This window comes from Rhizobium sp. Root1204, from assembly GCF_001424965.1.
Classification (GTDB): domain Bacteria; phylum Pseudomonadota; class Alphaproteobacteria; order Rhizobiales; family Rhizobiaceae; genus Pararhizobium.
In genome coordinates this window covers 90,444-115,695 of the sequence record NZ_LMCZ01000001.1, presented here as the reverse complement: position 1 = coordinate 115,695, position 25,252 = coordinate 90,444, and the positions used below count along the sequence as shown (strand labels likewise).

Sequence of the window (25,252 nt, the reverse complement as noted above, 5' to 3'; positions counted from 1 at the left end):
TCCTTATGCGCGGTCGGCAGAGATGCGCGGCCCTCTTGGGCCGGCGGTCAGGATATCAGGCGCCGGCGGGATGGCGCGGCTTGAAACCGGTTTCCCATGCACCGCCGGTATCTGCAAGCTGAACCTCGATACATTCCACATCGAGCATGATCGAGGCTTCACCGGACAGGATGAACTCGACGGTTCCGTCCGGCCCTTCGCCGTTCTGTTCGAACTGGATGGCCAGAAGCGACAGCACCTTCTCGTCGTCCTTGCGGCTGAAGCCGATTGATCGGACGGCCGTGACGCGCTTGAAGGCGAGCAGGCTGCGGCGGCGCTCGAACGACTTGCCGCGACCTTCGGCCGTTTCCCAGACGAAGCGATTGATGACCAAGGACAACTGTTTTAAGCGCGGCGCGTAATCGAGGCCGGAAACCTTGAAGACCGCGTCCTGCACATGGGCGGACACGATCTCCAGATCTTCCTGATCCAGCGCCATCAGCTTCAAACCGTCCATGCCAATCATCCCTTGCCTGGGCAGCCAGAGGCCACCGTCATCATGAGAAAGGACATAGGACGCCAGCGTCGAATCCGCAACCGTGGACGCGGATTCGAAAGGCCGGATCAGTCGCTGACGCGCTCGACCTGCGCACCACAATTGTTCAGCTTCTCTTCCAGTCGCTCAAAACCGCGATCGAGGTGATAGACGCGCGAAACCATGGTATCGCCCTCGGCCACCAGACCGGCGATGACAAGCGATACGGATGCACGCAAATCGGTCGCCATGACAGGGGCGCCCTTCAGGCGCTCGACACCCTCGATTTTCGCCGTCTGTCCGGACAGGGTGATCTTGGCGCCGAGACGGGCCAGTTCCTGTACGTGCATGAAACGATTTTCAAAGATCGTCTCTGTAATGTGCGAGGTGCCTGCAGCCTTGGTCATCAGGCCCATGAATTGGGCCTGCAGGTCGGTCGGGAAGCCCGGGAAGGGGTCAGTCACCACGTCCACAGGCTTGATGCCGCCACCGTTGCGCACGACGCGAAGGCCGCTTTCGGTCTCGGTGATTTCGGCACCGGCGCGGCGGATCGCTTCGATCGCCGTGTCGAGCAGTTTGGCATTGGTGCCTTCGAGCACGACATCGCCGCCGGTCATGGCGACAGCCATGGCATAGGTGCCGGTCTCGATCCGGTCAGGCAGGACGCGGTGGCGTGCGCCCGACAGCGAGGTGACGCCCTCGATGGTAATCGTCGATGTGCCAGCACCAGAAACCTTGGCGCCCATTGCGTTGAGGCAGTTGGCGAGATCGACAACTTCCGGCTCGCGTGCGGCATTGCCGATCACCGTCGTGCCGTTGGCAAGCGTCGCCGCCATCATCATCACGTGGGTAGCGCCGACCGAAACCTTCGGGAAGACATAGCGCGCGCCGACCAGGCCGCCTTTTGGGGCCGTTGCATTGATGTAGCCGCTGTCGATCTCGATATTGGCACCAAGCGCCGTCAGGCCCTCGATGAACAGGTCGACGGGCCGCGTGCCGATGGCGCAGCCGCCCGGCAGCGAGACGCGGGCCTTGCCTTCGCGAGCGAGAAGCGGGCCGATGACCCAGAAGCTGGCGCGCATCTTGGAGACCAGTTCATAAGGAGCGGTCGTATCGACAATGTTGCGCGACGTGAAATGAATGGTGCGCGAATAGCCTTCGCCCTGGCGTTCGCGGCGGCCATTGACGGAGATGTCGGCGCCATGATTGCCAAGGATGCGGATCAGCTGCTCGACATCGGCCAGATGTGGCACGTTTTCGAGCGTCAGCGTATCGTCGGTCAGAAGCGACGCGATCATGAGCGGCAGCGCGGCGTTCTTGGCGCCGGAAATCGGGATGATGCCGCGCAGCTCGTTGCCGCCGGTAATTCTGATGCGATCCATAGGGTACCTTACGGGCGCCGCCCGCCTTTCCTGATAGTCCGGACTTTTAAGAGATTGGCGTCTCCATAAAGGATGCACCGTGAAATGAGAAGCGAATTGAACAAAGGCGGTGTAGCCGCATTCGGAGATATGCAGATACAACACCACACAGTCTGGATGATCTAATCCGCAGGCCCCGTCGACATCGGCGTGGTCTTGGACGTAACAATGACTTCGCCAACCACCGGCGATCCGCCCCCGGATCCGGTCAATGGTGCTGGCGGGGGATTATTCAGCCGATTCGTCCGTTTTTGCGGCAGGCAGGCCGGATGTTTCGTCGGCCGCCCCGGCGCGGCGCGCCCGTCCTTGCTGCTTGCGCCGTAAAAGATTGTCGCGCAGCGTCTTTGCCGCCCGCTCGCGTCGTGCCTCGGCCTGCCGCTCGGCCTCATGCCCCGGTTCAAGCTTGCCCGCTTCGAGCTTGCTTGGCGCAGCAGGCGTTGCAGCGTGTTTGCGTGTCTGATCATTATTATCTTGCATGACCGCTCAGATACCGCAAAACCAAGCACTCCGGAAGAGCGGCGTGTTTTTCGAACACGCCATCCAGTGAAAACTTCGATTTGCTGCTTGCGCTCCGCAACAAGCTATGGCAATAGGCCCTCGCTCGCGCCGGACAAACACTGATCCAGCGCACGATGCTGCTATAGCTCAGGGGTAGAGCACTCCCTTGGTAAGGGAGAGGCCGAGAGTTCAAATCTCTCTAGCAGCACCATTATTCTTCGTGGATAAACCCTCTGGAACACAGCAATGCTGTTGCCACTGTCTAGCTTTCGGCAAGCGTAGTCTTGGATTGCGTGCGAAGTCCATCTTCGGTGCAGGGCGGCTGGAACAGGATTGTTCAGGTTACCAGCTCCACAACGCCTTGAAGTGCCAAGAGACCAATAGCGACCTTGGAAAGGATTCCTGCAACGCGTTTTATCTTGGATTGGGGTTTTCCTGGGGCGGCTGCCTCCCGTACAAGCATCCGCTTGGCGTCGGCTCTGGCCGACACTCTTTCCCTTATTCTCGCTTGACGGCGGGCTTCCCGCCTTTCCTCTATCTTCTGCCGCCTGATTTCGGAATAGGTCAAGCCATCGCTCTCTTGACCGTTCATCCCGATCTTCAAGTCTTCCTCTATGGCGGCTTTGAAAGTCTTCGTCAGTGAATCCTTGGAGAGTCCTGGGGTGCAGTAGAAGGACTCGAACATCTGCATGTTGAAATCCAGGATGTGGGGCTGGACGTGACGACGATCGACTTCCCACTGGTTATTGAAAAGGCGGGTCACTGCCTCGTAACTGGGCATATAGTGAAGCCGGTCATCATCCCCGTGTCCTCGCAGGAATTCATCCAATGCTCCCCGAATGACAGCCTTTGAGACGGCATCGGCTGTGAGGCAGGAGATCGGCCGGAAGGTCGCCGTCAGAGGAATCGGGGAAACTGAAAAAACGATATGAGCGTCCGGCCGGAATTGCCGGATTATCGAATGGATGGCCTTAAGATTGGCAAGGGTTTCGGCGTGGGTCGCCACCCTGAATTTGTGTCTGCCCGGGTCGTAGCGATCTTTCGGTACGGCTCTCCAAAAAACCTCTCCGGTAACCTCATCGTACCATATCTCCGATAGGCCAAGCGTGATGATGAACAGCCCTGCACTATCCAAGAGTGCCTTGGTGTCCAGCCTGACACTCTCCTCATAGCCAAACTCCTGGGCTTTGAAGCCGTGCCACAGATCTCCTTTGGGTATCTTGTTCAGCCAAGCCCATTCAAACTGCTGGAGGATGGCGGAGGTGTTGACGATGCCATCGCCCATCTGCGTAATGTACGCCTTGTTGTCCCCTTTGGTCAGAACGGTGTAGCCACGATTGTGCAGATAGTTACTGATGTTGGCGGCGAAGCACGAACCGAACGCGACGATGGGCGTGTCCTTGGTAACGAACTTTGATGACGGCTCCCAGCCCTTCATCACATACTCATCAATAAAGTCCGGCTGAGAAAAGGAGTTGTTGGTCGGGTGAAAGTTCGTATGCCCCCCTCTGAAGAAGCTCCCAGAAGCTTTCTTCACTTCACCATCCTGAACATACTCAAATAACGCCACAGCCATATCTCCGGTTGTGCCAAAATGTTTATTCACTGAACGGCGATAGTCAACTGACATCACACGAAATACTCTTGCGAGAAAGCATACTGACTCTGCCGCGCACGGTGAGTGCTGGACGACCCGGAGTTCGCTGCGTCGTCACGTGCGAATACGAATGAACTGTTCAATCGTCCCATTTTTGTATACTGGCTGACATCCGTATATTAGCTTCCATTTGCGAGGCCGTGTTGCAGAGGAATTCCTGGTGAGATCGATTTTCAATGCGCTGATGGATCGTGCATCCGGCAAGAAATCCAATAATCTTGCGCGTTACACCCGCCGTCATGGCAAGGTTCCTTTGTCCTGGGCCGGATCCACATCGACGATGGATTACCTCAATGTCGGCGATGCGCTCAGCGCTGTCATGGTGGCGCTTCTGTCCGGCCGGGACATCGAGCGCGTTCCGTCGAAATCACAATCGCTGCGCATGGCCTGCGTCGGAACGATTGGCCACGGCTTTGCCGGCGGCGAGGTCTGGTTCTGGGGTACCGGCGCTTCGGCTTGGGAAAATCCGAGCGCGCCGATGGAAGATCGCCGCCGCTTCAGTGTGGCCGGCGAGGCGGGCTTTCATGTTACGGCGACGCGCGGCCCGTATTCGGAAAAACTCCTCACAGGAAAACCGGAAGGGTCGGTGGGCGTTTATGGTGATCCTGTCTGGTTGCTTCCCCGCTTTTACAATCCTGCGCCGGTCAAGAAATGGAAGCTCGGCGTCATCGTCCATCTTTCGGAGCTTTCCGACCGCGACCCGGAAACCCACGTCAAGCCGGACCTTTTGCGCTACGGCATTCCCGAGCATCTGCACGACCATGTCCATCTCATCAACACCGTGACGCCGATCGGGATGAATGCCATCAAGGACAAGATCGACGAGATTCTTGCTTGCGACCGGATCGTCTCGACCAGCCTGCACGGCATGGTCTTCGCAGAAAGCTACGGTATCCCGTGCCTTCACTTTCCAACGCACGGTCCTCATAAGGGATTGAACGTGCGCAAGCTCGATGACAGCTGCGACCTCGATACGCGGGTGATCGATCTCTATCGGGGGCTCGGCATGTCCGAGTTGCCGGTCTATACGCAGTCCCATCGTGAACCGACCGACTGGGAAGACCTGATGGCCGCAATCGATCGGGCCTGGGTAGAAAGGGCCTTCGATGCGCAGAAGCTTATTGATGCCTTCCCGCTGGATGTCGAGCCCTTGCAGGCCCCGCAGGGCAAAACGATCTGGGATCATCCCGTGTTGCAGGCGCTCGTGCTGCAGCACGACGTCAACGAACTGAAACACGCCGACAAGCAGCGGGCTGCAGCCAGGTAGCGTCGTTCTCCACGGCGGCCGCTGTGCAACACGTCCACTCCGATGCGTTGAGCAGATCTCGATGGCCGCGGCATCGAGCGATGGATCGTGACACGGGATGGATCCTTGATATGATGTCCGGAGCTATCGGACCATGTCCGCTGTCCACCCAACTGGCGGTCTGTGGAGGCTATTCTGCTGCTTTGTGGGTGGCGCTGCACAGAATTGACTAATCGGGCTGCGCCATCTTTGGGGGTGTTTTGCATGTTCATGGGGCTGGAATCGTCATTGGCGGCTGGCTCAGCGTGACTTTCACAGGGAGAGCGCGTCCGGGAGATTGCTGGGAATGAGCATGAATTCTCAATAATTTCATGTGAAAACAATGAGTTGATTGGTTGTCAGTGCGTCGAGGCGCTTGCTCCTTCAGGGTGATTATTGTCAAAAATTAATCGCGATGCGCGCATTAGGGTGGGCCGAATTACACCTGCCTCATTCATGCCGCATTCACATTTGGAGCGCTTTAAAGCCTGCAGCCGATTGGGCTTTAGGGAGTAGAAAATGCAGAGAATGAAAATCGCCGTTGCCGCCGCTGCGGTGTTGTTGACAGCCAGTGCCTCTCATGCGGAAGACCTCGTCTTCACGCTGAAGAACGGCACGAAATCGGTGCTCAACAATTTCCACGCTTCGCCGGTCGGCGTCGACAAGTGGGAAGACGATATCTTCGGCAGCCAGGCGCTTGGCGCGGGCGAGACCATGGAAATCACCATCGCCGACGGCCGCGACGTCTGCAAGTACGATATGCGCTTCGAATTCCAGGGTGATGATCTCGACGTCACCACCGACACACAGGATCTCTGTGAGCTGGGCGAATACACGATCGAAGAATAAGCGTTTCGACGCTTGATTTGCCCCGTCATCGCTATCGTGGTGGCGGGGTTTTCATTTTGACCTGGCGTTGCGTTCGCAAAGCGTCAGTCAGCGGGGATAGAGCTCCCCAGAGCGCCAGATGCGGCATCAGTGTTGGCGTGCCAGAACGCATTCACCATCCCCTCCCATAGCAATCTCGTTTTTTCATAGGGAGCGGCCCGGTTCTGTGTGATTTTGGTGACGGGCAGCCAGCGTCTGTGGGCGTACCGCTCGGGCTGCCGGGACTGCCTTCGAAATGTCCTAATAACCGGTAAACAGTTGAAGGCCTGTCATCTGCAACCGATTCCAGCCTGTCTCGCCTTCATTGCGCCAGCTGGGATCGCTGCGAAACACTCGATGACGTGAATGAATCTATCGACTGAACGGCTGCGTGCCCTACCGGCCCCGGTTTGAGAAGGAAAGAATGATGAAAAAGACACTTGCTTTGGCGCTCACCACCGCGACCCTGGCCTTGACGGGCGGAATTGCCGTTCAGGCTGCCGATCTGGCAACTGGCGCACCGGCTCCCAGCTATCAAGAGAGCGACGTGCGTGGCGGCGTGAAGATCGGCTACCTCGAATGCGAGGTTGGCGGTGGCGCCGGCTATGTTCTGGGCTCGGCCAAGGAAATCGATTGCACGTTCCATTCCTCAGTCGGCAAGGAACGCACAGACCACTATACCGGCGCTGTCAGGAAGATGGGCGTTGACCTCGGCTTCACGACGCGCAGCAAGCTTGTCTGGGCGGTGCTTGCGCCGACGGCAGGCTACCATCAGGGTTCGCTCAGCGGTCTCTACCAGGGCGCAAGTGTTGAAGCCACGGTCGGTGCGGGCGTCGGCGCCAATGTCCTCGTGGGCGGCACGTCCGGCTCGATCCACCTCCAGACCATCAGCGTGACGGGCCAGCTCGGCCTCAACCTTGCTGCTGGCGGCACATCGGTGACGCTCACAGCCGTCAACTAAATCGTCCCGCTTTCCCCCTTCGTCTTCTTGAAGGGGGAAAGTTCAAAAGCTGGCTTGCGTTGGCGCACGCAGTCAGTTCAATCCGCCAGTTCAGGATTGTCCGCGCGAAGGCTTTTGGGTCTGAGCAAACGGATGGCCTTGCCTGCCGGGCTGCCCTGCAGTTGCAATACGCGTGTGAAGAAGCGGTTGCCGGATGCCACCCTGCCGATGTTCACGATAGCCGCATTGCCCAGCTCCTGCTCCATGAAGGTTAGGACTTGCTGGTAGGCATCGCGGTCCAGGGTATCGAGCGCCTCGTCAATGATGATCCAGCCCGGTTTGTGCAGTCCCAGCCGGGCAATGGCCAGAAGCCTGATTTCGACTTCGTTGAGTTTCAGCCTTGTCCGCATGTCCTGATCGAGGCTGTTTTGCAGCTTGCTCAAACCGACCTTGGACAGCACCGAGACCAGATCGGATTTTTTAAATTTTCCTGGATTTTCGGGATAGCTGAGGACTTCCTCCAGCGTCCCGGGTGAGAAATAGGGTGTTCGTGGCACAAAGGCGATGTTGTCACCGCCGGGTAGAGCAATGCGTCCGTGTCCCCATGGCCAGAGGCCGGCCAGCGACCGGAAGAATGGCGCTTTTTCCACATCCGAATCACTGGTCACGAGAACGCGTTCGCCGGGCCCGATTTCGATATGCTGGTCGGCGAGCTTGATGCAGCCGGACGGGAGGGCGATTTCCAGGCGGTCGATGGTCAGGCGGTCACCCTCAGCCTTGGCAAATTCGATGCGCTTGTCGTTTTCGTGCCGTTCGTCGGTCATCAGGATTGCGGAGCGGAAGGCGGCGACCCGAAGCAGCGTTGCCCGCCAGTCGGCGATGCTGTCGATATTGTCGACGAACCAGCGTAGCGACGTGTTCACCTGATTGAACGCGCCAACGGCCATCATCAGGCCGCCGAAACTGAGATCACCATTGAAATAGACGGGGGCTGCGATGACGATAGGGGCGACGACCGTAAGCCAGCCATAGCCTGACGTGACCCATGTCAGCCGTGTCAGGGCCATCATCAGCTTGTTGCTGATTTCCAGAACCGAGGCCAGATCACGCTGGAGACGGCGCTTTTCATTGGCCTCGCCGGAGGACAGTGACACCGCTTCTATATGTTCGTTGACCCGCATCAGTGAGAAGCGCAGGGCGGCTTCCCGCGCATAGTGGTCGCCATTGATCTTGACGAGCGGGCGTCCGACCACCCAGCTCACGGCCGCAGCGGTCCCGGCGTAAAGGAAGGCCGCCCAGACCATGTAGCCGGGAATATTGAGATCATAGCCGCCAATGTGAAAAATGAAGCCGGACGAAAGCGACCACAAAACGCCGACGAAACTGGCAAGCAGAATGCCCGACTGGAACAGGCCGATGGTAAGGCCCGCCGTCAGGTCGGCGAGATGACGGGCGTCCTCGTGCACGCGCTGATCGGGATTGATGCCGATGGCGCCTGCATTGGCAAGGCGGAAGGCCCGCGCCGGCTTCATCCATTCGCCGATCAGATCGAGCGTCAGCCCCTCACGCAATTTGATCCGGATCCACTGGTTGAGCCAGGTTTGCAGCACATTGAGGATCAGCAGCGTACCGGCAATCTGGCCGAAGGTGATGAACTGCATTAGAAACGCGGAGAGATCACGCCGCTCGAGCGTATCGTAGAATGGTTTGTACCATCGGTTCAGCAAGATCTGCCCGACCGCAGTCGCCAATATGACGGTAATGATCCCGATTGAGAGCCATATGATGGTCTTGCGGACGGGCGAGGCGACAAAGGCTCGCTGCATCATGCGGAGCTGATCGAAGAAGGGCTGCTCGTCGTCGGTTTCTACACGCTGGTTACTCTTACCATTCATGTCATGCGGCATCGGCGCGAATCTCTCCACCACGGTCTTCACCTCCGAAATATAGCGCGTCCGAAGCGCTATCCCTAAGAAAGATTAGCAAAAGAGGATGGAGCGATGCAGCCCAAGGTATTTCTTCGCCTGCGATCATCGCAGATCGGCGGGTAAATGGCTGTTCACGTTTCGCGGAACTTTCCATGCACGAAGGCCTTGGCCTGGGCGATTGCCGCCGCGAGCGGGTCTCCAAAGGCCAGGCGCGCGGCAATCGCGCTGGCGAGCATGCAGCCGGTGCCGCGCATCGCCGCAGCGAGGCGAGGGGACGCAAAGGATCGATCAATCTGGTCCGGTTGGAAGAGCAGATCGATGGCTTCCACGCCACCGGCATGTCCGCCCTTGACCAGAACCGCCTTTGCTCCAACCCTCAAGAGGCTCCGGGCCTGGTCACCCACACTGCCGGGCGATGTGGCAACCATCGATGCCGCCAGCACTGAAAGCTCCGGCAGGTTGGGCGTGATGAGCGTACATGCCGTGAAAAGATCGCGTAACGCGGCCGTCGCGGCCGGAGCAAGAAGGGTGCGGCCGGACGTCGAAACCAGAACCGGGTCGAGAACCACAGGAATGCCGGGGTTGTCCGCAAGCACCGTTGCAACAGCGGCAATCGTCTCTGCGGTTGCGAGCATGCCGATCTTGATGGCGGCAATTGGATTGGCCGATAGCGCGGCACGCATCTGCTGCGCCACGCGGTCGGGTGGAACGGCATCGATATGCTCGACGCCTTTATGTGTTTGAACCGTGACGGCGGTGATCGCCACCGAAGCCTTGACGCCAAAGGCGGCCAGCGTCTCGATATCGCGCACGATCCCGGCGCCGCCGGACGAATCCGAGCCGGCGACAACAAGCACGTGGGGCACGTGGTTCATCGAAACGCCCTCACCGGAAACGCGCCGTGCGTGCAATCCATTCACGGGTCCGCGCTTCCGGATCGGCATTGAGGATGATGTCGGTGACAACAGCGGCGCTATCAGCGCCATGGGCAAAGACGCCGTCGATCCGGTCGATATTGATGCCGCCGATCGCCACCAGCGGCAGCGCGCCGACGCGTGTCTTCCAGTCGCGCACTTTCTCCAGCCCCTGTGGCGCCCATTTCATCTTCTTCAGGATGGTCGGCCAGACCGGCCCGAGCGCCACATAGTCCGGCGCAGCCGCAAGCGCCGTCTCCAGTTCGGTCGCATCATGGGTGGAGAGCCCGAGCTTGAGCCCAGCGGCGCGAATGGCGGTGACATCGGCTTCGGCGAGATCCTCTTGACCGAGATGGACGAAATCGCAGCCTTCCTCGATTGCAACGCGCCAATAGTCGTTGATGATCAACTGGCAACCGTGGGCGCTACAGACCGTTTTGGCGCGTCGGATGGCCGTTCGCAGCTCAATATCGGTGCTGTCTTTCATCCGCAACTGCACGAGCTTGACGCCGAGCGGCACGAGGCGATCGATCCAGTCGGCGCTGTCGACGATCAGGTAAAAGGGATCAAGCTTCATGAAAACACCGCCTTGCCGATGATGGGCGTCGAGGGAACGGCCATGTCGCGCGGCTCCAGCATGCCGGCGTGAAATGCTATGCGGCCCGCATCAATCGCGCCGCTAAAGGCGGCGGCCATCGCAGCCGGATCGGCGGCTCCTGCAACGGCTGTGTTCAGCAGAACGGCGTCGAAACCGAGTTCCATGACGGTGGCGGCATGCGATGGCCGGCCGATACCGGCATCGACGATCAGCGGCACCTCGGGAAAGCTTGCCCGCATGCTACGCAGTGCCGGCAGGTTTACGGGACCCATGGCCGAGCCGATGGGAGCACACCAGGGCATCAGCACCTGGCAACCCGCATCGAGCAGCTTTTCCGCCACGACAAGATCGTCGGTGGTGTAGGGAAAGACCTTGAAGCCTTCACCGCTCAGAATGCGGGCCGCTTCGACCAGCGCGAAGACGTCTGGCTGCAACGTGTCATGATTGCCGATCACCTCGAGCTTGATCCAGTCGGTGGAAAACAAGTCGCGGGCCATCTTGGCGGTCAAAACTGCTTCGGAAACAGTATGGCAGCCCGCTGTATTCGGTAGAACCCGGACGCCGAGCGTGCGGATCAGCTCGAAGAAGGCGCCGCCGGTGCGGCTGCCCGCTGTTTCCCGGCGCAGCGACACCGTGACGATATCGGTTCTCGATGCCCGAACCGCTTCGGCGAGAACGGCGGGAGAGGGGTACCGGGCGGTGCCGAGCAGCAGGCGCGAAGATACCGAGGTTCCGTAGAGCGTCAACATCATTAGCCCCCCTGCATCGGCGACAGGATCTCGATCCGGTCGCGTTCACCGAGCGGAAATCCGCTACGCTCTTCGCGATGCACAAGCTCACCGTTAACGGCCGTCGCCAGCCATTCGCCTTCGTAATCGAGAGCAGCCAGCAGGTCGGCGAGTGTTGCCGCCGCGACCTGCTGTTCCTCGCCGTTGATGATGAAAATCATGAAGCCATCCTTTGTCTTTGTTCTCCAAGGAGACGCCGTGCCACCTCTCCAGCCATGGCGGGGGCGAGCAGGTAGCCATGGCGGTAAAGGCCATTCACATGCAGGGTGCGCCCCTCCTCGGTTACGCGCGGTAGGTTGTCGGAATAAGCAGGGCGCACGCCCGCGCCGGTTTCGATAAGCTTCGCCTCGCCAAAGGCGGGGTGGAGTGCATACGCGGTATTCAGCAATTCCATCAGCGAGCGGGCCGTGATGGGGCCGGCATCATCGCTTTCGATCATGGTCGCGCCGACCATGAAACGGTTCTTTCCGCGCGGCACGATATAGATCGGGTGACGTGGATGCAGCAGGCGGATGGGGCGGGAAAGGCTTATCTCGCCGGTTTCGAGTAGGAGCATCTCTCCACGCACGCCGCGAAGATCGGGAAGCAACCCGATCTGTGCCGGGCCGGTGCAATCGACGGTGCGGTCATAATGGGCTTCCGCTGGGACGCCCCGGGCGCCGAACAGGAAACGCATACGCGTTTCCTCCAGCGCTCCGGTCAGCGCGGACAATGCCTGCAGTGGATCAAGATGGGCTTCCTGTCGGAAAAACAGGGCCTTGCGGAAACGGCCGGCGAGGTCCGGTTCCAGTGCCGCAATCGCCGCTTCGTCCAGCCACTCCCAGCCGGTGGTGCGGCCGGCAAACCGGTCCAGTTCGCCAGTGTCACGGCTGCCCGCGACGACCAGCGTGCCGCAGCGCTGCACATGGCCGGGGAGTGCAGCCTCCCACCAGTCGGCGGCCACTCGGCCGAGTGTCAGCACGGGTTCATCCGCGCTTTCCCGCTCGCACCAGGGGGCCAGCATACCGCCGGCAAAGCCTGACGCGCCGGTGCCGATCCTTTCGGCGCGTTCGAGGATGGTGACCTCGAATCCGTGGCGGTAGAGTTGCCAGGCGACCGTGAGGCCGGCAACGCCGGCCCCTTTGACGAGGATACGCATGGTCACTCTCCGGCTGGCACAACGGTGCCATCCGGGCTAAGGGGCATATAGAGCGCGCCACCCGCCTGGAATTTCGCGGCCATCGCCTCAAGCCCCTCCTTCTGCGCCTCGGCGCGGATATCGTGGGAAATCCGCATGGAGCAGAATTTCGGCCCGCACATCGAGCAGAAATGCGCCACTTTGTGGGCTTCCTTCGGCAGGGTCTCATCGTGGAAGGAACGCGCCGTTTCCGGATCTAGCGACAGGTTGAACTGGTCTTCCCAGCGGAACTCGAAGCGGGCGCGCGACAAGGCGTCGTCACGCAATTGCGCGGCCGGATGCCCCTTGGCGAGATCGGCGGCGTGGGCGGCGATCTTGTAGGTGATGACGCCGACCTTGACGTCGTTGCGGTCGGGCAGGCCGAGATGCTCCTTCGGTGTGACATAGCAGAGCATCGCCGTACCGAACCAGCCGATCATCGCGGCACCAATGCCTGAGGTGATGTGGTCGTAGCCGGGGGCAATGTCGGTCGTCAGCGGTCCAAGCGTGTAGAATGGCGCTTCGCCGCAGACTTCCAACTGCTTGTCCATGTTCTCTTTGATCTTGTGCATCGGCACATGGCCAGGGCCTTCGATCATGACCTGGCAATCTTTCGCCCAGGCGATCTGGGTCAGTTCGCCAAGCGTTTCCAGTTCGGCAAATTGTGCGGCATCATTCGCATCGGCAATCGAGCCGGGACGCAGGCCGTCGCCGAGCGAGAAGGTCACGTCATAGGCGCGAGCAATGTCGCAAATCTCGTCGAAATGCTCGTAGAGGAAGCTTTCCTTGTGGTGATGAAGACACCACTTGGCCATGATCGAGCCCCCGCGCGAGACGATGCCGGTGACGCGGTTGACGGTGAGCGGGATATAGGCGAGCCGCACCCCGGCATGGATGGTGAAATAATCGACGCCCTGCTCGGCCTGCTCGATCAGCGTATCGCGATAAACCTCCCAATTCAGGTCCTCGGCGATGCCGTTGACCTTTTCCAGCGCCTGATAGAGCGGCACGGTGCCGATCGGGACCGGCGAGTTGCGGATGATCCACTCGCGGATATTGTGGATATTACGGCCGGTCGACAGGTCCATGACGGTATCCGCACCCCAGCGCGTCGCCCAGACCATCTTCTCGACTTCCTCGGCCATCGACGAGGTGACGGCGGAATTGCCGATATTGGCGTTGATCTTCACCAGAAAATTCCGGCCGATGATCATCGGCTCGGATTCCGGGTGGTTGATATTGGCCGGGATGACGGCCCGGCCGCGGGCGATTTCCTGGCGGACGAATTCGGCCGTGACGTGATCGGGAATGCTGGCGCCGAAATTCTCGCCGTCGCGCACCAGCGCACCCTCCGGCGGCTTGCGGCCAAGGTTTTCGCGGATGGCGATATATTCCATTTCCGGGGTGATGATGCCGGCGCGGGCATAGGCGATCTGGGTGACGGCCTTGCCGTTTCTGGCACGCAGGGGATGATTGCGGATCGGAAATTCCGGCGTCAGCCGTTCACCGGTGGCAAATCCGTTGTCTTCCGGTTTGATGTGCCGGCCGTCATAGGCCTCGACATCGCCGCGGGCGGTGACCCAGGCCTGGCGCTGCCGGGGAAGGCCGGCATCGATCGAGACGAGATGGGCCGGATCGGTGTAGGGGCCGGAGGGGTCGTAGACGGAGACGGGTGGTTCGCCAGAGGTCGGGTGCACGGCAATTTCGCGCATGGGAACGCGGATATCCGGGTAGAGTTCGCCCGGAATATGCACCTTGCGGGAGGCCGGCAACGGGCCGGTGGTAACGGTGGGAGTGAGGTTCTTGGCGGCAATAGTCATGGTTGAGGCTCCAAAGTTGGAGACCCAGTCATCAGAGCCGGAATGATGAAAAGACGCTGACGCGAATCCGCACACGGAATCCGAGTCGTCGCAGCGCTTGCACCGTCCCTACGCCAGTATGAACTGGATCAGGTTCAACGGGTCACTGCGCTGCTTGAGGGTGGCAAAAGCCACCGTTCGCGCCAGCAGAATCTCAGCCCCTTGTCGGGACCCCCCTGGTGAATGTGCCAATCTAGGCACAGTTTTGGACGAAGCGTCAAGGGCCGTTTGGTGCGCCGTCGTCCGGCCGCTGCTCTCTGCCCGTCGCAAGACTGTGAAGATGTTCAATGATTACAAGCGCGCCCTCGACAGCGCCGCCCCGGCAAATTATCTATAAAACATGACCTCAGCGAGCGAAGACACGATTGCCAGCCGCATCAGCCGCATCCTGGCCGACAGGATCGTCACCGGACAATTGGACCCGGGTACGAAGCTGCGCCAGGACCATATTGCCGAGGAGTTCGGGACCAGTCATGTGCCCGTGCGCGAGGCTTTCCGGCGGCTGGAGGCGCAGGGGCTTGCGGTCAGCGAGCCACGCCGGGGCGTGCGGGTCGCGTCCTTCGATCTGAAGGAAGTGCGCGAAGTTGCGCAGATGCGCGCTGCGCTTGAGGTTTTAGCCCTTCGCCACGCGGCACCGCATCTGACGCCTGCGATCCTCGATCAGGCTGAAGAAGCGACGGTCGCGGGTGACAATTCCCGCGATGTCCGCTCCTGGGAAGAGGCAAACCGGCGTTTTCACACGCTGATTCTCACGCCCTGCGGCATGCCGCGGCTGCTTGCAGCGATCAGCGATCTGCATGCGGCCAGTGCCCGGTTCCTGTTCGCCAGTTGGCGGTCGGAATGGGAAGTGCGCACCGATCATGATCACCGCGCCATCCTGACCTTTCTGCGTCAGGGCAATATCGAGAACGCCGCTCCTGTCCTCGAGCGTCACGTGCAATGGATAGGCCAGAAGCCCGTCCGTAACGCCTCCGGCGCCACGCGGGATGCCTTCGCCATCGTCGGCTGAGAATTATTTTCCACTTCCTTTTTTCCTGATTTTGACTGCTTTCGGTGCGTCTCTCCGGATCATGGAGGCGCGTACTGCGGGAATTTTTACGCCATACACCAAAAAGGCGGTTGCGATTCCATGGCTTTGGATAAATTATAGATAATTATTATTTTTAATCTATCATGCTAGGTGGATGATGCTGAGAAACGAAAGTTCTGCCGATTTCCCGATTGAAATGGGTCTTTTAAAGGAAAATTCGCACGATGAAAGCGCCGGAACGGAGCGGCATTCTCTCGTTGATGCAAAAATTATCTATAATTCCCCGTTCAATGATCTGCTGTTCCGGGCGCAATCGGTTCACAGAGAAAACTTCGATCCGAATGCCGTGCAGATCAGCCGGCTCCTGTCGATCAAGACGGGCGGATGCGCCGAGGATTGCGGGTACTGCAGCCAGTCGGCACGCTCTCCGACGGGGCTGAAGGCCTCCCGGCTGATGATGGTGGAAAAGGTGCTGGCGGAAGCGCGCAAGGCCAAGGCCGAAGGGGCCAGCCGCTATTGCATGGGAGCTGCCTGGCGCAGCCCGAAGGATCGCGACATGGAAACGCTGGTCGCGATGGTCGAGGGGGTCAAGGCGCTCGGGCTTGAGACTTGCATGACGCTCGGCATGCTGTCGCCGCAGCAGGCTGGGACGCTGGCCGAAGCCGGGCTCGACTATTACAACCACAACATTGACACGTCGGAAGAATTCTATCCGCAGGTCATCACCACCCGGACGTTTGCTGACCGGCTGGATACCCTTGCGAATGTCCGCGATGCCGGCATGAAGGTCTGCGCTGGGGGTATTCTCGGCATGGGAGAAACGACCGACGATCGCATTTCCATGCTGGTGACGCTCGCCAACCTGCCGGAACCACCGGAAAGCGTTCCAATCAACATGCTGATCCCGATCCCCGGCTCGCGGCTTGCCAATGCCGAGCCGGTCGATCCGATCGAATTCGTCCGCTCCATCGCGCTTGCCCGTATCCTGATGCCGCGTTCGCATGTGCGCCTCTCGGCCGGGCGCACGCAGATGAGCGACGAGATGCAGGCGCTCTGTTTCTTCGCCGGTGCCAACTCGATCTTTGCCGGCGATACGCTGCTGACGGCGGATAATCCGGGCGAGGATCACGACACGGCCCTGTTCCGCCGCCTTGGCCTGAAGCCGATGGACCTGGGGCCGGGCGAATGATGGATCAGGGCCTTGCCCGTTATGAAACCACTCTGGCGGGGCTGGAGCGGAAGGGCAGGCGGCGCATGTTGGTCCCGCAGGCCGGGGCTGATTTAAGTTCGAACGATTATCTGGCGCTTGCCGGATCGGCGCGGCTGGCGAAAGCGATTGCGTTTGCCCTTCAGCGCGGCGTTCCAACGGGGGCTGGCGGTTCCCGGCTGCTGCGCGGCAATCACCCGGAGCACGAAGCGCTGGAGGCTGAGGCGGCCTCCTTCTTCGGAGCAGAGCGTGTCCTCTATTTCGGCAGCGGTTATGCCGCGAACGTGGCACTTTTCTCGACGCTGCCGCAGCGAGGCGATCTCGTCGTCTATGACGCTCTGGTACATGCCAGCGCCCATGAAGGCATTTTGGCCGGCAAGGCGCAGACTGCGGCCGCTGCCCACAATGACGTTGGATCCTTTGCGCAGGCGATCGAACAGTGGCGCAGTCAGGGTGGAACCGGCCATCCGTGGATTGCCGTGGAAAGTCTTTATTCGATGGATGGCGATCGTGCGCCGCTGACGGAACTTGCGGCCCTTGCCGAAAAGCACGGCGGTTTTCTGGTGATCGATGAAGCCCATGCAACTGGCGTCTTCGGTCCCGATGGCCGCGGCTTTGCTGCCGAATTGAAAAACCGATCCAATGTCATCGTCCTTCACACCTGCGGCAAGGCGCTTGGCGTCTCCGGCGCGCTGCTCGGCGCAAGCGCAGTACTTTGCGATTACCTGGTCAACCGGGCGCGAGGTTTCATTTATTCGACCGCGCCGTCGCCGCTGATGGCGGCTGCGGTCCGCGAAGCCTTGCGGGCGCTGGTGGATGAACCGCAGCGCCGCACCGATTTCGACGAACTGCGCAATTTCGCCAATGCCGAACTGACCGCGAAACTCGGCGTCGCCGGCAGCGGATCGCAAATCCTGCCGGTTCTGATCGGCGACAATGGAAGCGCCGTCCGGGTTGCGGCGCGCATGCGGGCGGAAGGTTTTGATATCCGCGCCATCCGGCCGCCGACGGTGCCGGAAGGCACGGCAAGGCTGCGCATCGCCATCACGCTGAATGTCGACCGGCCAACGATAAGCCGCATGTTCACTCGGCTGGCGGCCATAATGACAGAGGAAAAACCATGAGGCGTTTCGTGGTGACAGGCACAGATACCGGCATCGGCAAGACGGTGTTTTCCGCCGCACTGGCGGCGGCACTTGGCGGTTATTATTGGAAACCGGTGCAATCGGGACTGGATGAGGAGACGGACAGTCAGGTCGTCCATCGGCTCGGCCGCCTGCCGCCGGACCGTATCCTGCCCGAGACTTACAGGTTGCAAACACCGGCCTCGCCTCATCTTGCGGCCCGGCTGGACGATGTCGAGATCGACCCGGAGCGGATCACGCCACCGGAGACAGCCGTGCCTCTGGTCATCGAGGGTGCGGGCGGCCTGCTGGTGCCGCTCACAGAAACGGTCGTCTTTGCCGATGTCTTCGCGCGTTGGCAGATCCCGGTCATCCTCTGCGCCCGTACGGGGCTCGGAACGATCAATCACACGCTCCTGTCGTTGGAAGCACTGCGCCACCGAGCCGTTCCCATTTTCGGCGTCGCCTTCATCGGTGATGAGCAGGCCGAAACCCAGCGGATCATCGCGGCGATGGGCAAGGTGCTTATTCTCGGACGCTTGCCGCGTCTCGATCCGTTGACGCCAGATGCGTTGCACCAGGTATTTCGCGACAACTTTCAACTCTCCGCGTTCCGGGAGAAAATGGCATGAGTTCTCCAGTCTGGCACCCTTTCACCCAGCACGCGCTGGAACCTGCGATGAAACGCATTGTCCAGACCGGCGGCGCGTACCTGACCGATGACAGCGGCGCGCGTATTCTCGACGCCATATCTTCCTGGTGGGTGATCACGCATGGTCACCGCCACCCGGCGATCACGGCGGCGATCCAGGCGGCATGCGAAACCTACGACCAGATCATATTCGCTGAATACACCCATGAACCAGCCGAAGAGCTGGCGCGCGGCCTGTTGCGGGTCGCACCGCGGGGGCTCTCGCACGCGTTCTATTCCGACAGCGGCTCGACCTGCGTCGAAGTCGCGTTGAAAATGGCCCTCGGCTTCTTCCACAATTCCGGCGCCCAGCGCCGCCGTATCTGCGTGTTGGAACATGGCTATCACGGCGACACGATCGGCACGATGTCGGCTGGCGAACGTGGTGTCTTCAATGCGGCCTACGAGCCGATGCTGTTCGGCGTCGATCGCCTGCCGTTCCCCAGGCCCGGCCGCGAACAAGAGACGCTGGATGCCTTCGAGCGGTTCTGTGCGACGGGAGATGTGGCCGCCTTGCTGATCGAGCCGCTCATCCTCGGGGCAGGCGGTATGCTCACCTATCCCGCCTCGGTTCTCAGCGAGTTGAAGCGGATCGCCGAACGCCACGGCACTTTGTTGATCGCCGATGAAGTGATGACCGGTTGGGGGCGCACCGGCACTGTCTTTGCCTGCGAACAGGCCGGTGTAGCACCGGATATCCTGTGCACCTCCAAGGGTTTGACTGGTGGCGCGCTGCCCTTGGCGGCAACTTTGTGCACGGCCGAGATTTTTGAGGCGCATCTTTCGGCCGACCGCCGGAAGACATTTTTCCATTCCAGCTCCTACACCGCCAACCCGATTGCCTGTGCCGCCGCGGTCGCCAATCTGGCTGTCTGGGAAAACGAGCCGGTTCGCGAGCGCATCCGGTCGCTGGAGGTCATGCAAACGGAGAGGTTGGCCCGCTTTGAGTCGGATCGGCGCTTTAGCAATGTCCGCCAGACCGGGACGATCACCGCGCTTGATCTCACAGTGCCAGCCGGAGGCTATCTGTCAGAGGTTGGCCCGAAGCTCAGGGCCTTCTTCCGTGTGCGCAAACTGCTGATCCGGCCGCTCGGCAACGTGATCTATCTGATGCCGCCCTATTGTGTCGCTGCCACCGACCTTGACCGGGCCTATGATGCGATTGACGAGGCAGCGGCATGGTTCGCAGCGGGCCGCCTGTGAGAGGCGCCCGCTCGTCCCGGCTTGCCGGTTTCGGTCACAGCGTGCCGGGGCGCTGTGTCGAAAACGCCGAAATAGAGGGCAGCCTCGGTCTTGAACCGGGCTGGATCGAGCGCCGGACCGGGATCAGGACGCGTTACTGGGCCGAACCCAGCGATACCCTGTCCGGGCTTGCGGCACGGGCAGGCGAGGCCGCAATCGAAGACGCTGGCATCTTGCGGGAAGACATCGCATTGACGCTACTCGCCACCTCGACGCCCGATCATCTGTTGCCGCCATCGGCACCGCTGCTCGCTCATCGCCTCGGGTTGGTGAATTCCGGCGCTATCGATCTCGCCGGGGCGTGCTCCGGTTTCCTCTATGCGTTGACGCTCGCCGATGGCTTTGTTCGCGCGCATGGCCGACCGGTGCTGGTGGTTGCCGCCAATATTCTCAGTCGCCGGATCAATCCTGCCGAGCGGGCGAGCTCCGTTCTGTTTGCCGACGCTGCCGGCGCGGTCGTTTTGATGCCCGCGCGTGATGAGGAAACGGGACTGCTCGGTGTCGATCTCGCCGCAGATGGGAGCCGCTACGATCTGATCTCCATTCCGGCCGGTGGCAGCAACCGTCCCTTCGCGGCGGATGTCGACGCACAGGATTGCCTGATGACGATGCGCGATGGGCGCGAAATGTTCACGCAGGCGGTCGGGATGATGAGCGGTTGCGCGCGCCGGGCGCTCGATGACGCCGGGATCGACGTGACGGATATCCACCGGTTCATTCCGCATCAGGCCAATGTCCGTATATTCGATGCCGTCTGTCACGATCTCGGTATCGCACTTGAAAGGACCGTCCGCACGATCGGCGAATACGGAAACTCCTCCGCTGCCACCATCCCGCTTTCCTTATCGCTCGCCCATCAAGTGGCGCCCGTTTTGCCCGGAGAGAAATTGCTCCTGACGGCGGCAGGAGCGGGATTGACAGGCGGAGCCTGTGTCGTCGGAATGTAAGCTAAATCTTACCGTTTCTCTGCGCAGCCGAAACGAAGCCGTGCAGGAAACGGGTGGCGGCCAGCCTGCCTAACCGTCATTCAAGAAGCTTCGCTGTCACACGAGAATCTTGGAGGCTCTGTCATGAATGTCTATTCGAAAACCCCGCCGGTTTCTTCAGCACTGTCCGCCGAGGCGCGTATCGCCGGGTATGACTGGAACCACCTCGACAAAGAACTCAACGGCTTCGGGTGCGTGGTCATTGAGAAGCTATTACTCCCCGAGGAATGCCGGCAGATTGCCGGGCTCTACCCGGAGGAACAACACTTCCGCAGCCATATCCACATGGCCCGTCACGGTTTTGGCAAGGGCGAGTATCGCTATTTCAAATATCCGTTGCCGGATCTCATTGGGGATTTGCGCAGTGCGCTTTATCCCCGCCTTTCCGACGTCGCCAATGCGTGGAACGAGCGCATGGGCATAGCTGAACGCTATCCTTCCGGGCATGCAGCGTTTCTCCAGCAGTGCCACGATGCAGGCCAAGCCCGGCCAACACCGCTTTTGCTGCAATATGTCCCGGGTGATTTCAATTGCCTGCATCAGGATCTCTATGGCGATCTTGCCTTCCCGATCCAGGTGGCGATCCTGCTCTCGGAGCCTGGCGAGGATTTCACCGGCGGCGAGTTTGTGTTGACGGAGCAGCGCCCGCGCATGCAGAGCCGCGCAGAGGTCGTGCCGTTGCGTCAGGGCGATGCAGTGGCATTCGCTGTTCACAATCGGCCGGTTCAGGGCTCAAGAGGCAATTACCGGGTCAATCTGCGCCACGGGGTCAGCCGCATTCGCTCAGGCATGCGCCACACCGCCGGCATTATTTTTCATGACGCCAGATAGGTTGCGATGCGACGCGAAACCTCACAAAGCGCAGGCTCCTATTGGATTTAAAGGCGGGTATCGGTTGCCTGGCTCCATCATCTTTGGTAAATTTTATCTTAAGATTAATGGAGCGATCAGCCATGTCGAGCGTCACGCATCGTTTCGAAAATTACATGAGAAACGGCATGGGTGGTTGGGCACGCTCGCAACCCGTCGCTGTCCGGGTGTTGCTTTTTCTGCCCTGCCTTCTGGAGTACCTGATCGTCTATGCTGTTTGCACCGCCGCGATTGCGATGGTGGTTGTTCTGATGGCGCTTGTGGCGGTCTTCGGGCTGGACGCGGAGCGCCAGCCCGGTCTGCGCTGAGGAAAATCCCTCAGCGCGCAGCCTTGAATGGCTGCTCGATATAGTAGCTCTCATAGCTCTTGCGGTATTTTTCCGCCGCGCCGAAATCGCTGTATTTTCCAAGCTCGTCCATATCCGTCTTGTTGAGTATGACGCCCAGGATCTTGGCGTTGAATTGCGGATCGGAATGCAGCACGTCCCGAACCAGACGGGCAGGCGTCTTGCCCCATTCGATGACCATCAGGAAACCGTCGGCAAAGGGCGAGAATGCCTTGGCGTCGATAACCGGAGCCAGCGGCGCCAGATCGACGATGACATAATCAAAACTCTTGCGGGCATTGGCAATCAGCGTCTCCATGCCCTGCGAGGCAAGCAGCTCGTTGGTATGGTAGAGATGGTCGCGCGGTGCGATCGGCAGGATCGCCAGCCGGGTCTGCGGGTCGACCCTGAGCGCCGACGTCCATTCTTCTTCGCCCAGGACAGCATCCACCAATCCAGTTTTCGGGGCTGGCGAAATCATCTTGCTGATCGCCGGGTTGCGGATGTCGGCGTCGATCAGAAGCGTCCGTTTACCGCTGGCCGCAAGCAGCCCGGCAAAATTCGCGGCGATCGTCGATTTGCCTTCACCCGGCAGCGCCGAGACGACACCGATAACGCGGTTGGGGCGGCCCTGCAGGATAACGTCGCTGGCAAGCTTGGCATTGCGGAGTGTTTCGGCAAACGCCGATCGCGGTGCGTCGACGGCAATCCGTGTCATGCGGTTCAGCGGCACGTCGGCGTCAGCCGGCTTGTCCGCCTTATCCTGTTCCGATTTGGAAAGACGCTCCCGTGTCTTGCTCCACATGCTGACGGTCTTCTTGCCGATCAGCGGCAGGTAGCCGAGTGACTTGTGTCCGAGAACCGATCTGATGTCTTCCTCCAGCCGGAAGAATCGCTCGCGGAATTCCTGCAGGCCGGCAATGACAGCGCCCAGCATGAAGCCCAGTACGATGGAGAGTGCAAGCACCATCGTCCGTTTCGGGCTGGATGGCGAGACTGGCACTCCGGCATCGGAGATAATGCGGGCCTTTGCAATCGGGAATGAGCGTTGCTGGGCTGCTTCCTCGAAGCGCCCGAGATAGGATTCGTAAAGTGTCTTCAGGGCCGTCGCACGCTGTTCGAGCCCGCGCAATTGCACCAGCGACCGGTTGGCCTCGGAATTGTTGCCGACCACACCTTTGATACTCTTGCGCAGGGAAGCCTCGCGAGATTGGGCGACTTCGAACTCGTTGCGGTAGCTGCTGGTTATCTGCTGCAATTCCCGGAAGATCTGACCGGCAAGTTCGGTCTTCTCCGCCCGCAGGCTGACGGCCTGGGGGTGATCGGCGCTGAAATTCTGCGTGACGGCCTGCTCGCGCTTGCTGATGGCCAGATAGCGCGTCCGCAGGTCTTGAATGACCGAATTGTCGGTCTGGTTTGACGAAATCGTCGCGTTGTTCACCGCGTTTTCGGCGCCCTGGTCGATGATAGACTTGAACTGGTTGTAGCGGGCGGAGGCGCTGGCGCTGTCGGCCTGCGCAACAATCAGCTGGCTGTTGAGGTCGGACAGTTGCTGCTCCGACATCAGCTCACCGCGTGTCGAGGTCAGGCCATTGTCAGCCTTGAACTTCTCGGCCTCGAGCGATGCTGCCTGCGCGCGCTGGCCAAGGTCGGTCAGGCGTTCCTGGAGCCAGACGGAAGCGCGCTCGGTAGCGTCGAAGTTCGCGTTCAGCTGGTCGGTCAGATAGGCATTGGCATAGGCGCGGGTAATGGTTGCTGCGAGTTTCGGATCGGTGGATTTGTAGGACACCGCCACGACGGAGCTTCGCGCTACCCGCTCGACCGTCAGGCCCTGCTGGATATATGCGGCGGCGGTTTCCCGCTTGCCGTTGCGTGCCGCCGCTTCGGAAATCTCCGGCCCTGAACTGAACATGCCAGTAAGGGATTTGACAGCTGCTTTCACCGTTGACATCAACGACCGCGGCGGGTTGAGAACGGTTTCGTTTTCACCGAGATTTTCCGCGTCGGTAACGCGAAGTGCCAATTCGCCCGATTTCAGGATTTCGACCGCGCTGGAAAGCTGGGTGTCGGCCTGTTGGGCGCTCTGGGGCGATGGCGCTTCCTCTGCATATTTAGACAGGTTTTCGTCGAGCAGGATTTGCGTCTGCGAGGTGTAGACCGGTGTCGCGAACACCAGATATGCCACGCCGAGCATGAAGCAGAGAACAACGCAGAGGGCCACGACCCTTGAACGGCGAAACGCGATTGCGGTCAGCCGGTTCAGATCGATGAACGTGTCGGACTCATCGCCTTTCAGCGATGGAACGGTGTTCAACGGAAGAGGTCTTTGATTCATGGGCCGTCTGGTCTCCGGGTACTTTTTCGTGGTTGGTTCTCACCCCAAAACGCGGCAGGGGTGAGACCAGGTCTTCCAGTTTCATCAAGTCACTGAATAATCATTGTTTTCACGCAGCCTGCATCGATTGTTCGTGCGACAGAACCATCTCGCGGACGGATTCGAACACCAGATTGCCAATGTCGGCGCGCGCCAGCGCGAAGGCGACGTTCGCCTCGATGAAGCCTTGCTTGGAACCGCAATCGAAGGTCCGGCCTTCGTAGGGATGGGCGTGGAACGATTGGTCTGCCGACAGGCGCAGCATGCCGTCGGTCAGCTGGATCTCGTTGCCGGCGCCGCGCTGCTGATGGGCGAGGATCGAGAAGATCTCCGGCTGGAGGATATAGCGGCCGTTCAGGTAGTAGGTTGACGGTGCCTCGGCGACGGGTGGCTTTTCGACCATCTGCGTCACTTCAAATCCATGCCGCGTTTGCTCGCCCATGCCGACGATGCCGTATTTCGAGGTTTCCTCGAGCGCGCACTGTTCGACGGCGACGACGTTGCCGCCGACATCGTTATACAGCTCCATCAGGCCGGCCATGCAGCCGCGGGCACCGTAGGAAATCATGTCCGGCAGCAGCAGGGCAAACGGCTCGTCGCCGATCAGGTCGCGGGCGCACCAGACTGCGTGGCCAAGGCCAAGCGGCGCCTGCTGGCGGGTGAAGCTGACGGAGCCGGCAGCCGGAAGCATGCGCGCCAATTCGGAAAGCTGGGCATCCTTGCCTGAACGCGTCAAGGACGAGATCAGCTCCGGTACATCGTCAAAATGGTCCTCGATCGCCTGCTTGTTGCGGCCGGTCACGAACACGATGTGCTCGATACCGGCCTGCATGGCTTCCTCGACGGCATATTGCACGACGGGTCTGTCGACGATGGTCAGCATTTCCTTCGGCATCGCCTTGGTTGCCGGCAGAAACCGGGTGCCGTTTCCGGCGACTGGAATTACGGCTTTGCGAACGGGTCTGATAGGAGCCATA

General features: G+C 60.3%; 24 protein-coding genes, 1 tRNA gene and 1 riboswitch. Of the genes, 12 read left to right on the top strand and 13 right to left on the bottom strand.

Translation table 11 applies throughout. The features are described from left to right. Window positions 1-55 precede the first annotated feature (55 nt). The 3 genes from ASC96_RS00585 to ASC96_RS00575 all read right to left on the bottom strand — a co-directional run bounded on the left by ASC96_RS00585 (window position 56) and on the right by ASC96_RS00575 (window position 2,412). Window positions 56-496, bottom strand: a complete 441-nt coding sequence (locus tag ASC96_RS00585) for a DUF2948 family protein (RefSeq protein WP_060500360.1) — start codon at window positions 494-496, stop codon at window positions 56-58. A gap of 107 nt (window positions 497-603) precedes the next feature. After that, entirely contained in the window at window positions 604-1,896 is a 1,293-nt protein-coding gene (gene murA, locus ASC96_RS00580) for a UDP-N-acetylglucosamine 1-carboxyvinyltransferase (protein WP_060500358.1), read from the bottom strand. A 267-nt stretch (window positions 1,897-2,163) separates the two neighbouring features. After that, the gene (locus ASC96_RS00575) at window positions 2,164-2,412 is read right to left on the bottom strand and encodes a hypothetical protein (protein ID WP_060500356.1); all 249 of its coding nucleotides are present in this window, start codon (window positions 2,410-2,412) and stop codon (window positions 2,164-2,166) included. A gap of 157 nt (window positions 2,413-2,569) precedes the next feature. Here ASC96_RS00575 and ASC96_RS00570 point away from each other — a divergent pair. Next, window positions 2,570-2,644: transfer RNA gene (locus ASC96_RS00570), tRNA-Thr, on the top strand. Between the two features lie 126 nt (window positions 2,645-2,770). On the opposite strand, the gene ASC96_RS00565 is transcribed toward ASC96_RS00570, so the two are convergent. Beyond that, a complete protein-coding gene (locus ASC96_RS00565) occupies window positions 2,771-4,063 on the bottom strand; it encodes a GSCFA domain-containing protein (protein WP_112834482.1) in 1,293 nt (430 codons plus the stop codon). Window positions 4,064-4,250: 187 nt separating this feature from the next. Between ASC96_RS00565 and ASC96_RS00560 the strand changes: the two genes are divergently transcribed. The 3 genes from ASC96_RS00560 to ASC96_RS00550 all read left to right on the top strand — a co-directional run bounded on the left by ASC96_RS00560 (window position 4,251) and on the right by ASC96_RS00550 (window position 7,203). Further along, window positions 4,251-5,357, top strand: coding sequence for a polysaccharide pyruvyl transferase family protein (locus ASC96_RS00560; protein ID WP_244481781.1), 1,107 nt, complete (start codon window positions 4,251-4,253; stop codon window positions 5,355-5,357). 537 nt (window positions 5,358-5,894) lie between these two features. Then, window positions 5,895-6,224: a hypothetical protein gene (locus ASC96_RS00555; RefSeq protein ID WP_112834481.1), complete on the top strand. Its 330-nt coding sequence runs from the start codon at window positions 5,895-5,897 to the stop codon at window positions 6,222-6,224. Window positions 6,225-6,669: 445 nt separating this feature from the next. Next, a complete protein-coding gene (locus ASC96_RS00550; protein WP_060501338.1) occupies window positions 6,670-7,203 on the top strand; it encodes a DUF992 domain-containing protein in 534 nt (177 codons plus the stop codon). A 77-nt stretch (window positions 7,204-7,280) separates the two neighbouring features. On the opposite strand, the gene ASC96_RS00545 is transcribed toward ASC96_RS00550, so the two are convergent. The 7 genes from ASC96_RS00545 to thiC form a co-directional block, all read right to left on the bottom strand. Further along, the gene (locus ASC96_RS00545; protein ID WP_244481780.1) at window positions 7,281-9,110 is read right to left on the bottom strand and encodes an ABC transporter ATP-binding protein/permease; all 1,830 of its coding nucleotides are present in this window, start codon (window positions 9,108-9,110) and stop codon (window positions 7,281-7,283) included. Between the two features lie 131 nt (window positions 9,111-9,241). After that, window positions 9,242-9,985, bottom strand: a complete 744-nt coding sequence (locus ASC96_RS00540; RefSeq protein WP_060500351.1) for a hydroxymethylpyrimidine/phosphomethylpyrimidine kinase — start codon at window positions 9,983-9,985, stop codon at window positions 9,242-9,244. Between the two features lie 10 nt (window positions 9,986-9,995). Then, window positions 9,996-10,601: a thiamine phosphate synthase gene (locus ASC96_RS00535; RefSeq protein ID WP_060500349.1), complete on the bottom strand. Its 606-nt coding sequence runs from the start codon at window positions 10,599-10,601 to the stop codon at window positions 9,996-9,998. Continuing rightward, on the bottom strand, window positions 10,598-11,371 hold the full coding sequence (locus ASC96_RS00530) for a thiazole synthase (protein WP_060501334.1): 774 nt from the start codon (window positions 11,369-11,371) through the stop codon (window positions 10,598-10,600). Before ASC96_RS00530 ends, ASC96_RS00535 begins: the two co-directional genes overlap by 4 nt. Window positions 11,372-11,373: 2 nt before the next feature. After that, window positions 11,374-11,571 (bottom strand): sulfur carrier protein ThiS, encoded by a 198-nt coding sequence (gene thiS / locus ASC96_RS00525; protein WP_060500347.1) that lies wholly within the window; start codon window positions 11,569-11,571, stop codon window positions 11,374-11,376. After that, window positions 11,568-12,548, bottom strand: coding sequence for a glycine oxidase ThiO (thiO, locus tag ASC96_RS00520; RefSeq protein ID WP_060500345.1), 981 nt, complete (start codon window positions 12,546-12,548; stop codon window positions 11,568-11,570). The genes thiS and thiO overlap by 4 nt, the downstream gene beginning before the upstream one ends. A 2-nt stretch (window positions 12,549-12,550) precedes the next feature. Beyond that, window positions 12,551-14,386: a phosphomethylpyrimidine synthase ThiC gene (thiC, locus tag ASC96_RS00515; RefSeq protein ID WP_060500342.1), complete on the bottom strand. Its 1,836-nt coding sequence runs from the start codon at window positions 14,384-14,386 to the stop codon at window positions 12,551-12,553. 87 nt (window positions 14,387-14,473) lie between these two features. Further along, window positions 14,474-14,613: riboswitch (TPP riboswitch) on the bottom strand. Window positions 14,614-14,765: 152 nt separating this feature from the next. Between thiC and ASC96_RS00510 the strand changes: the two genes are divergently transcribed. The 8 genes from ASC96_RS00510 to ASC96_RS00475 all read left to right on the top strand — a co-directional run bounded on the left by ASC96_RS00510 (window position 14,766) and on the right by ASC96_RS00475 (window position 21,883). After that, on the top strand, window positions 14,766-15,434 hold the full coding sequence (locus ASC96_RS00510; RefSeq protein ID WP_060500341.1) for a GntR family transcriptional regulator: 669 nt from the start codon (window positions 14,766-14,768) through the stop codon (window positions 15,432-15,434). 217 nt (window positions 15,435-15,651) lie between these two features. Next, window positions 15,652-16,644 carry a biotin synthase BioB gene (gene bioB, locus ASC96_RS00505; protein WP_060501332.1) on the top strand — a complete coding sequence of 331 codons (993 nt, stop codon included), beginning with the start codon at window positions 15,652-15,654 and terminating at the stop codon, window positions 16,642-16,644. Then, a complete protein-coding gene (locus tag ASC96_RS00500; RefSeq protein ID WP_060500338.1) occupies window positions 16,641-17,786 on the top strand; it encodes an 8-amino-7-oxononanoate synthase in 1,146 nt (381 codons plus the stop codon). Before bioB ends, ASC96_RS00500 begins: the two co-directional genes overlap by 4 nt. Continuing rightward, on the top strand, window positions 17,783-18,418 hold the full coding sequence (bioD, locus tag ASC96_RS00495; RefSeq protein ID WP_060500336.1) for a dethiobiotin synthase: 636 nt from the start codon (window positions 17,783-17,785) through the stop codon (window positions 18,416-18,418). The genes ASC96_RS00500 and bioD overlap by 4 nt, the downstream gene beginning before the upstream one ends. Beyond that, the gene (locus tag ASC96_RS00490; protein ID WP_060500334.1) at window positions 18,415-19,680 is read left to right on the top strand and encodes an adenosylmethionine--8-amino-7-oxononanoate transaminase; all 1,266 of its coding nucleotides are present in this window, start codon (window positions 18,415-18,417) and stop codon (window positions 19,678-19,680) included. Before bioD ends, ASC96_RS00490 begins: the two co-directional genes overlap by 4 nt. Then, window positions 19,656-20,666, top strand: coding sequence for a beta-ketoacyl-ACP synthase III (locus ASC96_RS00485; protein WP_060500333.1), 1,011 nt, complete (start codon window positions 19,656-19,658; stop codon window positions 20,664-20,666). The genes ASC96_RS00490 and ASC96_RS00485 overlap by 25 nt, the downstream gene beginning before the upstream one ends. Window positions 20,667-20,789: 123 nt before the next feature. Continuing rightward, complete coding sequence (locus ASC96_RS00480) at window positions 20,790-21,536, top strand: 2OG-Fe(II) oxygenase (protein ID WP_060500331.1); 747 nt, start codon at window positions 20,790-20,792, stop codon at window positions 21,534-21,536. A gap of 122 nt (window positions 21,537-21,658) precedes the next feature. Continuing rightward, window positions 21,659-21,883: a hypothetical protein gene (locus tag ASC96_RS00475; RefSeq protein WP_060500329.1), complete on the top strand. Its 225-nt coding sequence runs from the start codon at window positions 21,659-21,661 to the stop codon at window positions 21,881-21,883. A gap of 10 nt (window positions 21,884-21,893) precedes the next feature. Here ASC96_RS00475 and ASC96_RS00470 read toward each other — a convergent pair whose 3' ends face one another. Both ASC96_RS00470 and ASC96_RS00465 read right to left on the bottom strand, forming a co-directional pair. Then, entirely contained in the window at window positions 21,894-24,236 is a 2,343-nt protein-coding gene (locus tag ASC96_RS00470) for a polysaccharide biosynthesis tyrosine autokinase (RefSeq protein ID WP_060500327.1), read from the bottom strand. A gap of 109 nt (window positions 24,237-24,345) precedes the next feature. Next, entirely contained in the window at window positions 24,346-25,251 is a 906-nt protein-coding gene (locus ASC96_RS00465; protein ID WP_060500325.1) for a UTP--glucose-1-phosphate uridylyltransferase, read from the bottom strand. Window position 25,252 lies beyond the last annotated feature (1 nt).

Coding starts and splice junctions, on each gene's coding strand:
- ASC96_RS00585 (WP_060500360.1), bottom strand. CDS start 496: ATGGACGGTTTGAAGCTGATGGCGCTGGATCAGGAAGATCTGGAGATC.
- murA (WP_060500358.1), bottom strand. CDS start 1,896: ATGGATCGCATCAGAATTACCGGCGGCAACGAGCTGCGCGGCATCATC.
- ASC96_RS00575 (WP_060500356.1), bottom strand. CDS start 2,412: ATGCAAGATAATAATGATCAGACACGCAAACACGCTGCAACGCCTGCT.
- ASC96_RS00565 (WP_112834482.1), bottom strand. CDS start 4,063: ATGTCAGTTGACTATCGCCGTTCAGTGAATAAACATTTTGGCACAACC.
- ASC96_RS00555 (WP_112834481.1), top strand. CDS start 5,895: ATGCAGAGAATGAAAATCGCCGTTGCCGCCGCTGCGGTGTTGTTGACA.
- ASC96_RS00550 (WP_060501338.1), top strand. CDS start 6,670: ATGAAAAAGACACTTGCTTTGGCGCTCACCACCGCGACCCTGGCCTTG.
- ASC96_RS00540 (WP_060500351.1), bottom strand. CDS start 9,985: ATGAACCACGTGCCCCACGTGCTTGTTGTCGCCGGCTCGGATTCGTCC.
- ASC96_RS00535 (WP_060500349.1), bottom strand. CDS start 10,601: ATGAAGCTTGATCCCTTTTACCTGATCGTCGACAGCGCCGACTGGATC.
- ASC96_RS00530 (WP_060501334.1), bottom strand. CDS start 11,371: ATGTTGACGCTCTACGGAACCTCGGTATCTTCGCGCCTGCTGCTCGGC.
- thiS (WP_060500347.1), bottom strand. CDS start 11,571: ATGATTTTCATCATCAACGGCGAGGAACAGCAGGTCGCGGCGGCAACA.
- thiO (WP_060500345.1), bottom strand. CDS start 12,548: ATGCGTATCCTCGTCAAAGGGGCCGGCGTTGCCGGCCTCACGGTCGCC.
- thiC (WP_060500342.1), bottom strand. CDS start 14,386: ATGACTATTGCCGCCAAGAACCTCACTCCCACCGTTACCACCGGCCCG.
- ASC96_RS00510 (WP_060500341.1), top strand. CDS start 14,766: ATGACCTCAGCGAGCGAAGACACGATTGCCAGCCGCATCAGCCGCATC.
- bioB (WP_060501332.1), top strand. CDS start 15,652: ATGGGTCTTTTAAAGGAAAATTCGCACGATGAAAGCGCCGGAACGGAG.
- ASC96_RS00500 (WP_060500338.1), top strand. CDS start 16,641: ATGATGGATCAGGGCCTTGCCCGTTATGAAACCACTCTGGCGGGGCTG.
- bioD (WP_060500336.1), top strand. CDS start 17,783: ATGAGGCGTTTCGTGGTGACAGGCACAGATACCGGCATCGGCAAGACG.
- ASC96_RS00490 (WP_060500334.1), top strand. CDS start 18,415: ATGAGTTCTCCAGTCTGGCACCCTTTCACCCAGCACGCGCTGGAACCT.
- ASC96_RS00485 (WP_060500333.1), top strand. CDS start 19,656: ATGGTTCGCAGCGGGCCGCCTGTGAGAGGCGCCCGCTCGTCCCGGCTT.
- ASC96_RS00480 (WP_060500331.1), top strand. CDS start 20,790: ATGAATGTCTATTCGAAAACCCCGCCGGTTTCTTCAGCACTGTCCGCC.
- ASC96_RS00475 (WP_060500329.1), top strand. CDS start 21,659: ATGTCGAGCGTCACGCATCGTTTCGAAAATTACATGAGAAACGGCATG.
- ASC96_RS00470 (WP_060500327.1), bottom strand. CDS start 24,236: ATGAATCAAAGACCTCTTCCGTTGAACACCGTTCCATCGCTGAAAGGC.
- ASC96_RS00465 (WP_060500325.1), bottom strand. CDS start 25,251: ATGGCTCCTATCAGACCCGTTCGCAAAGCCGTAATTCCAGTCGCCGGA.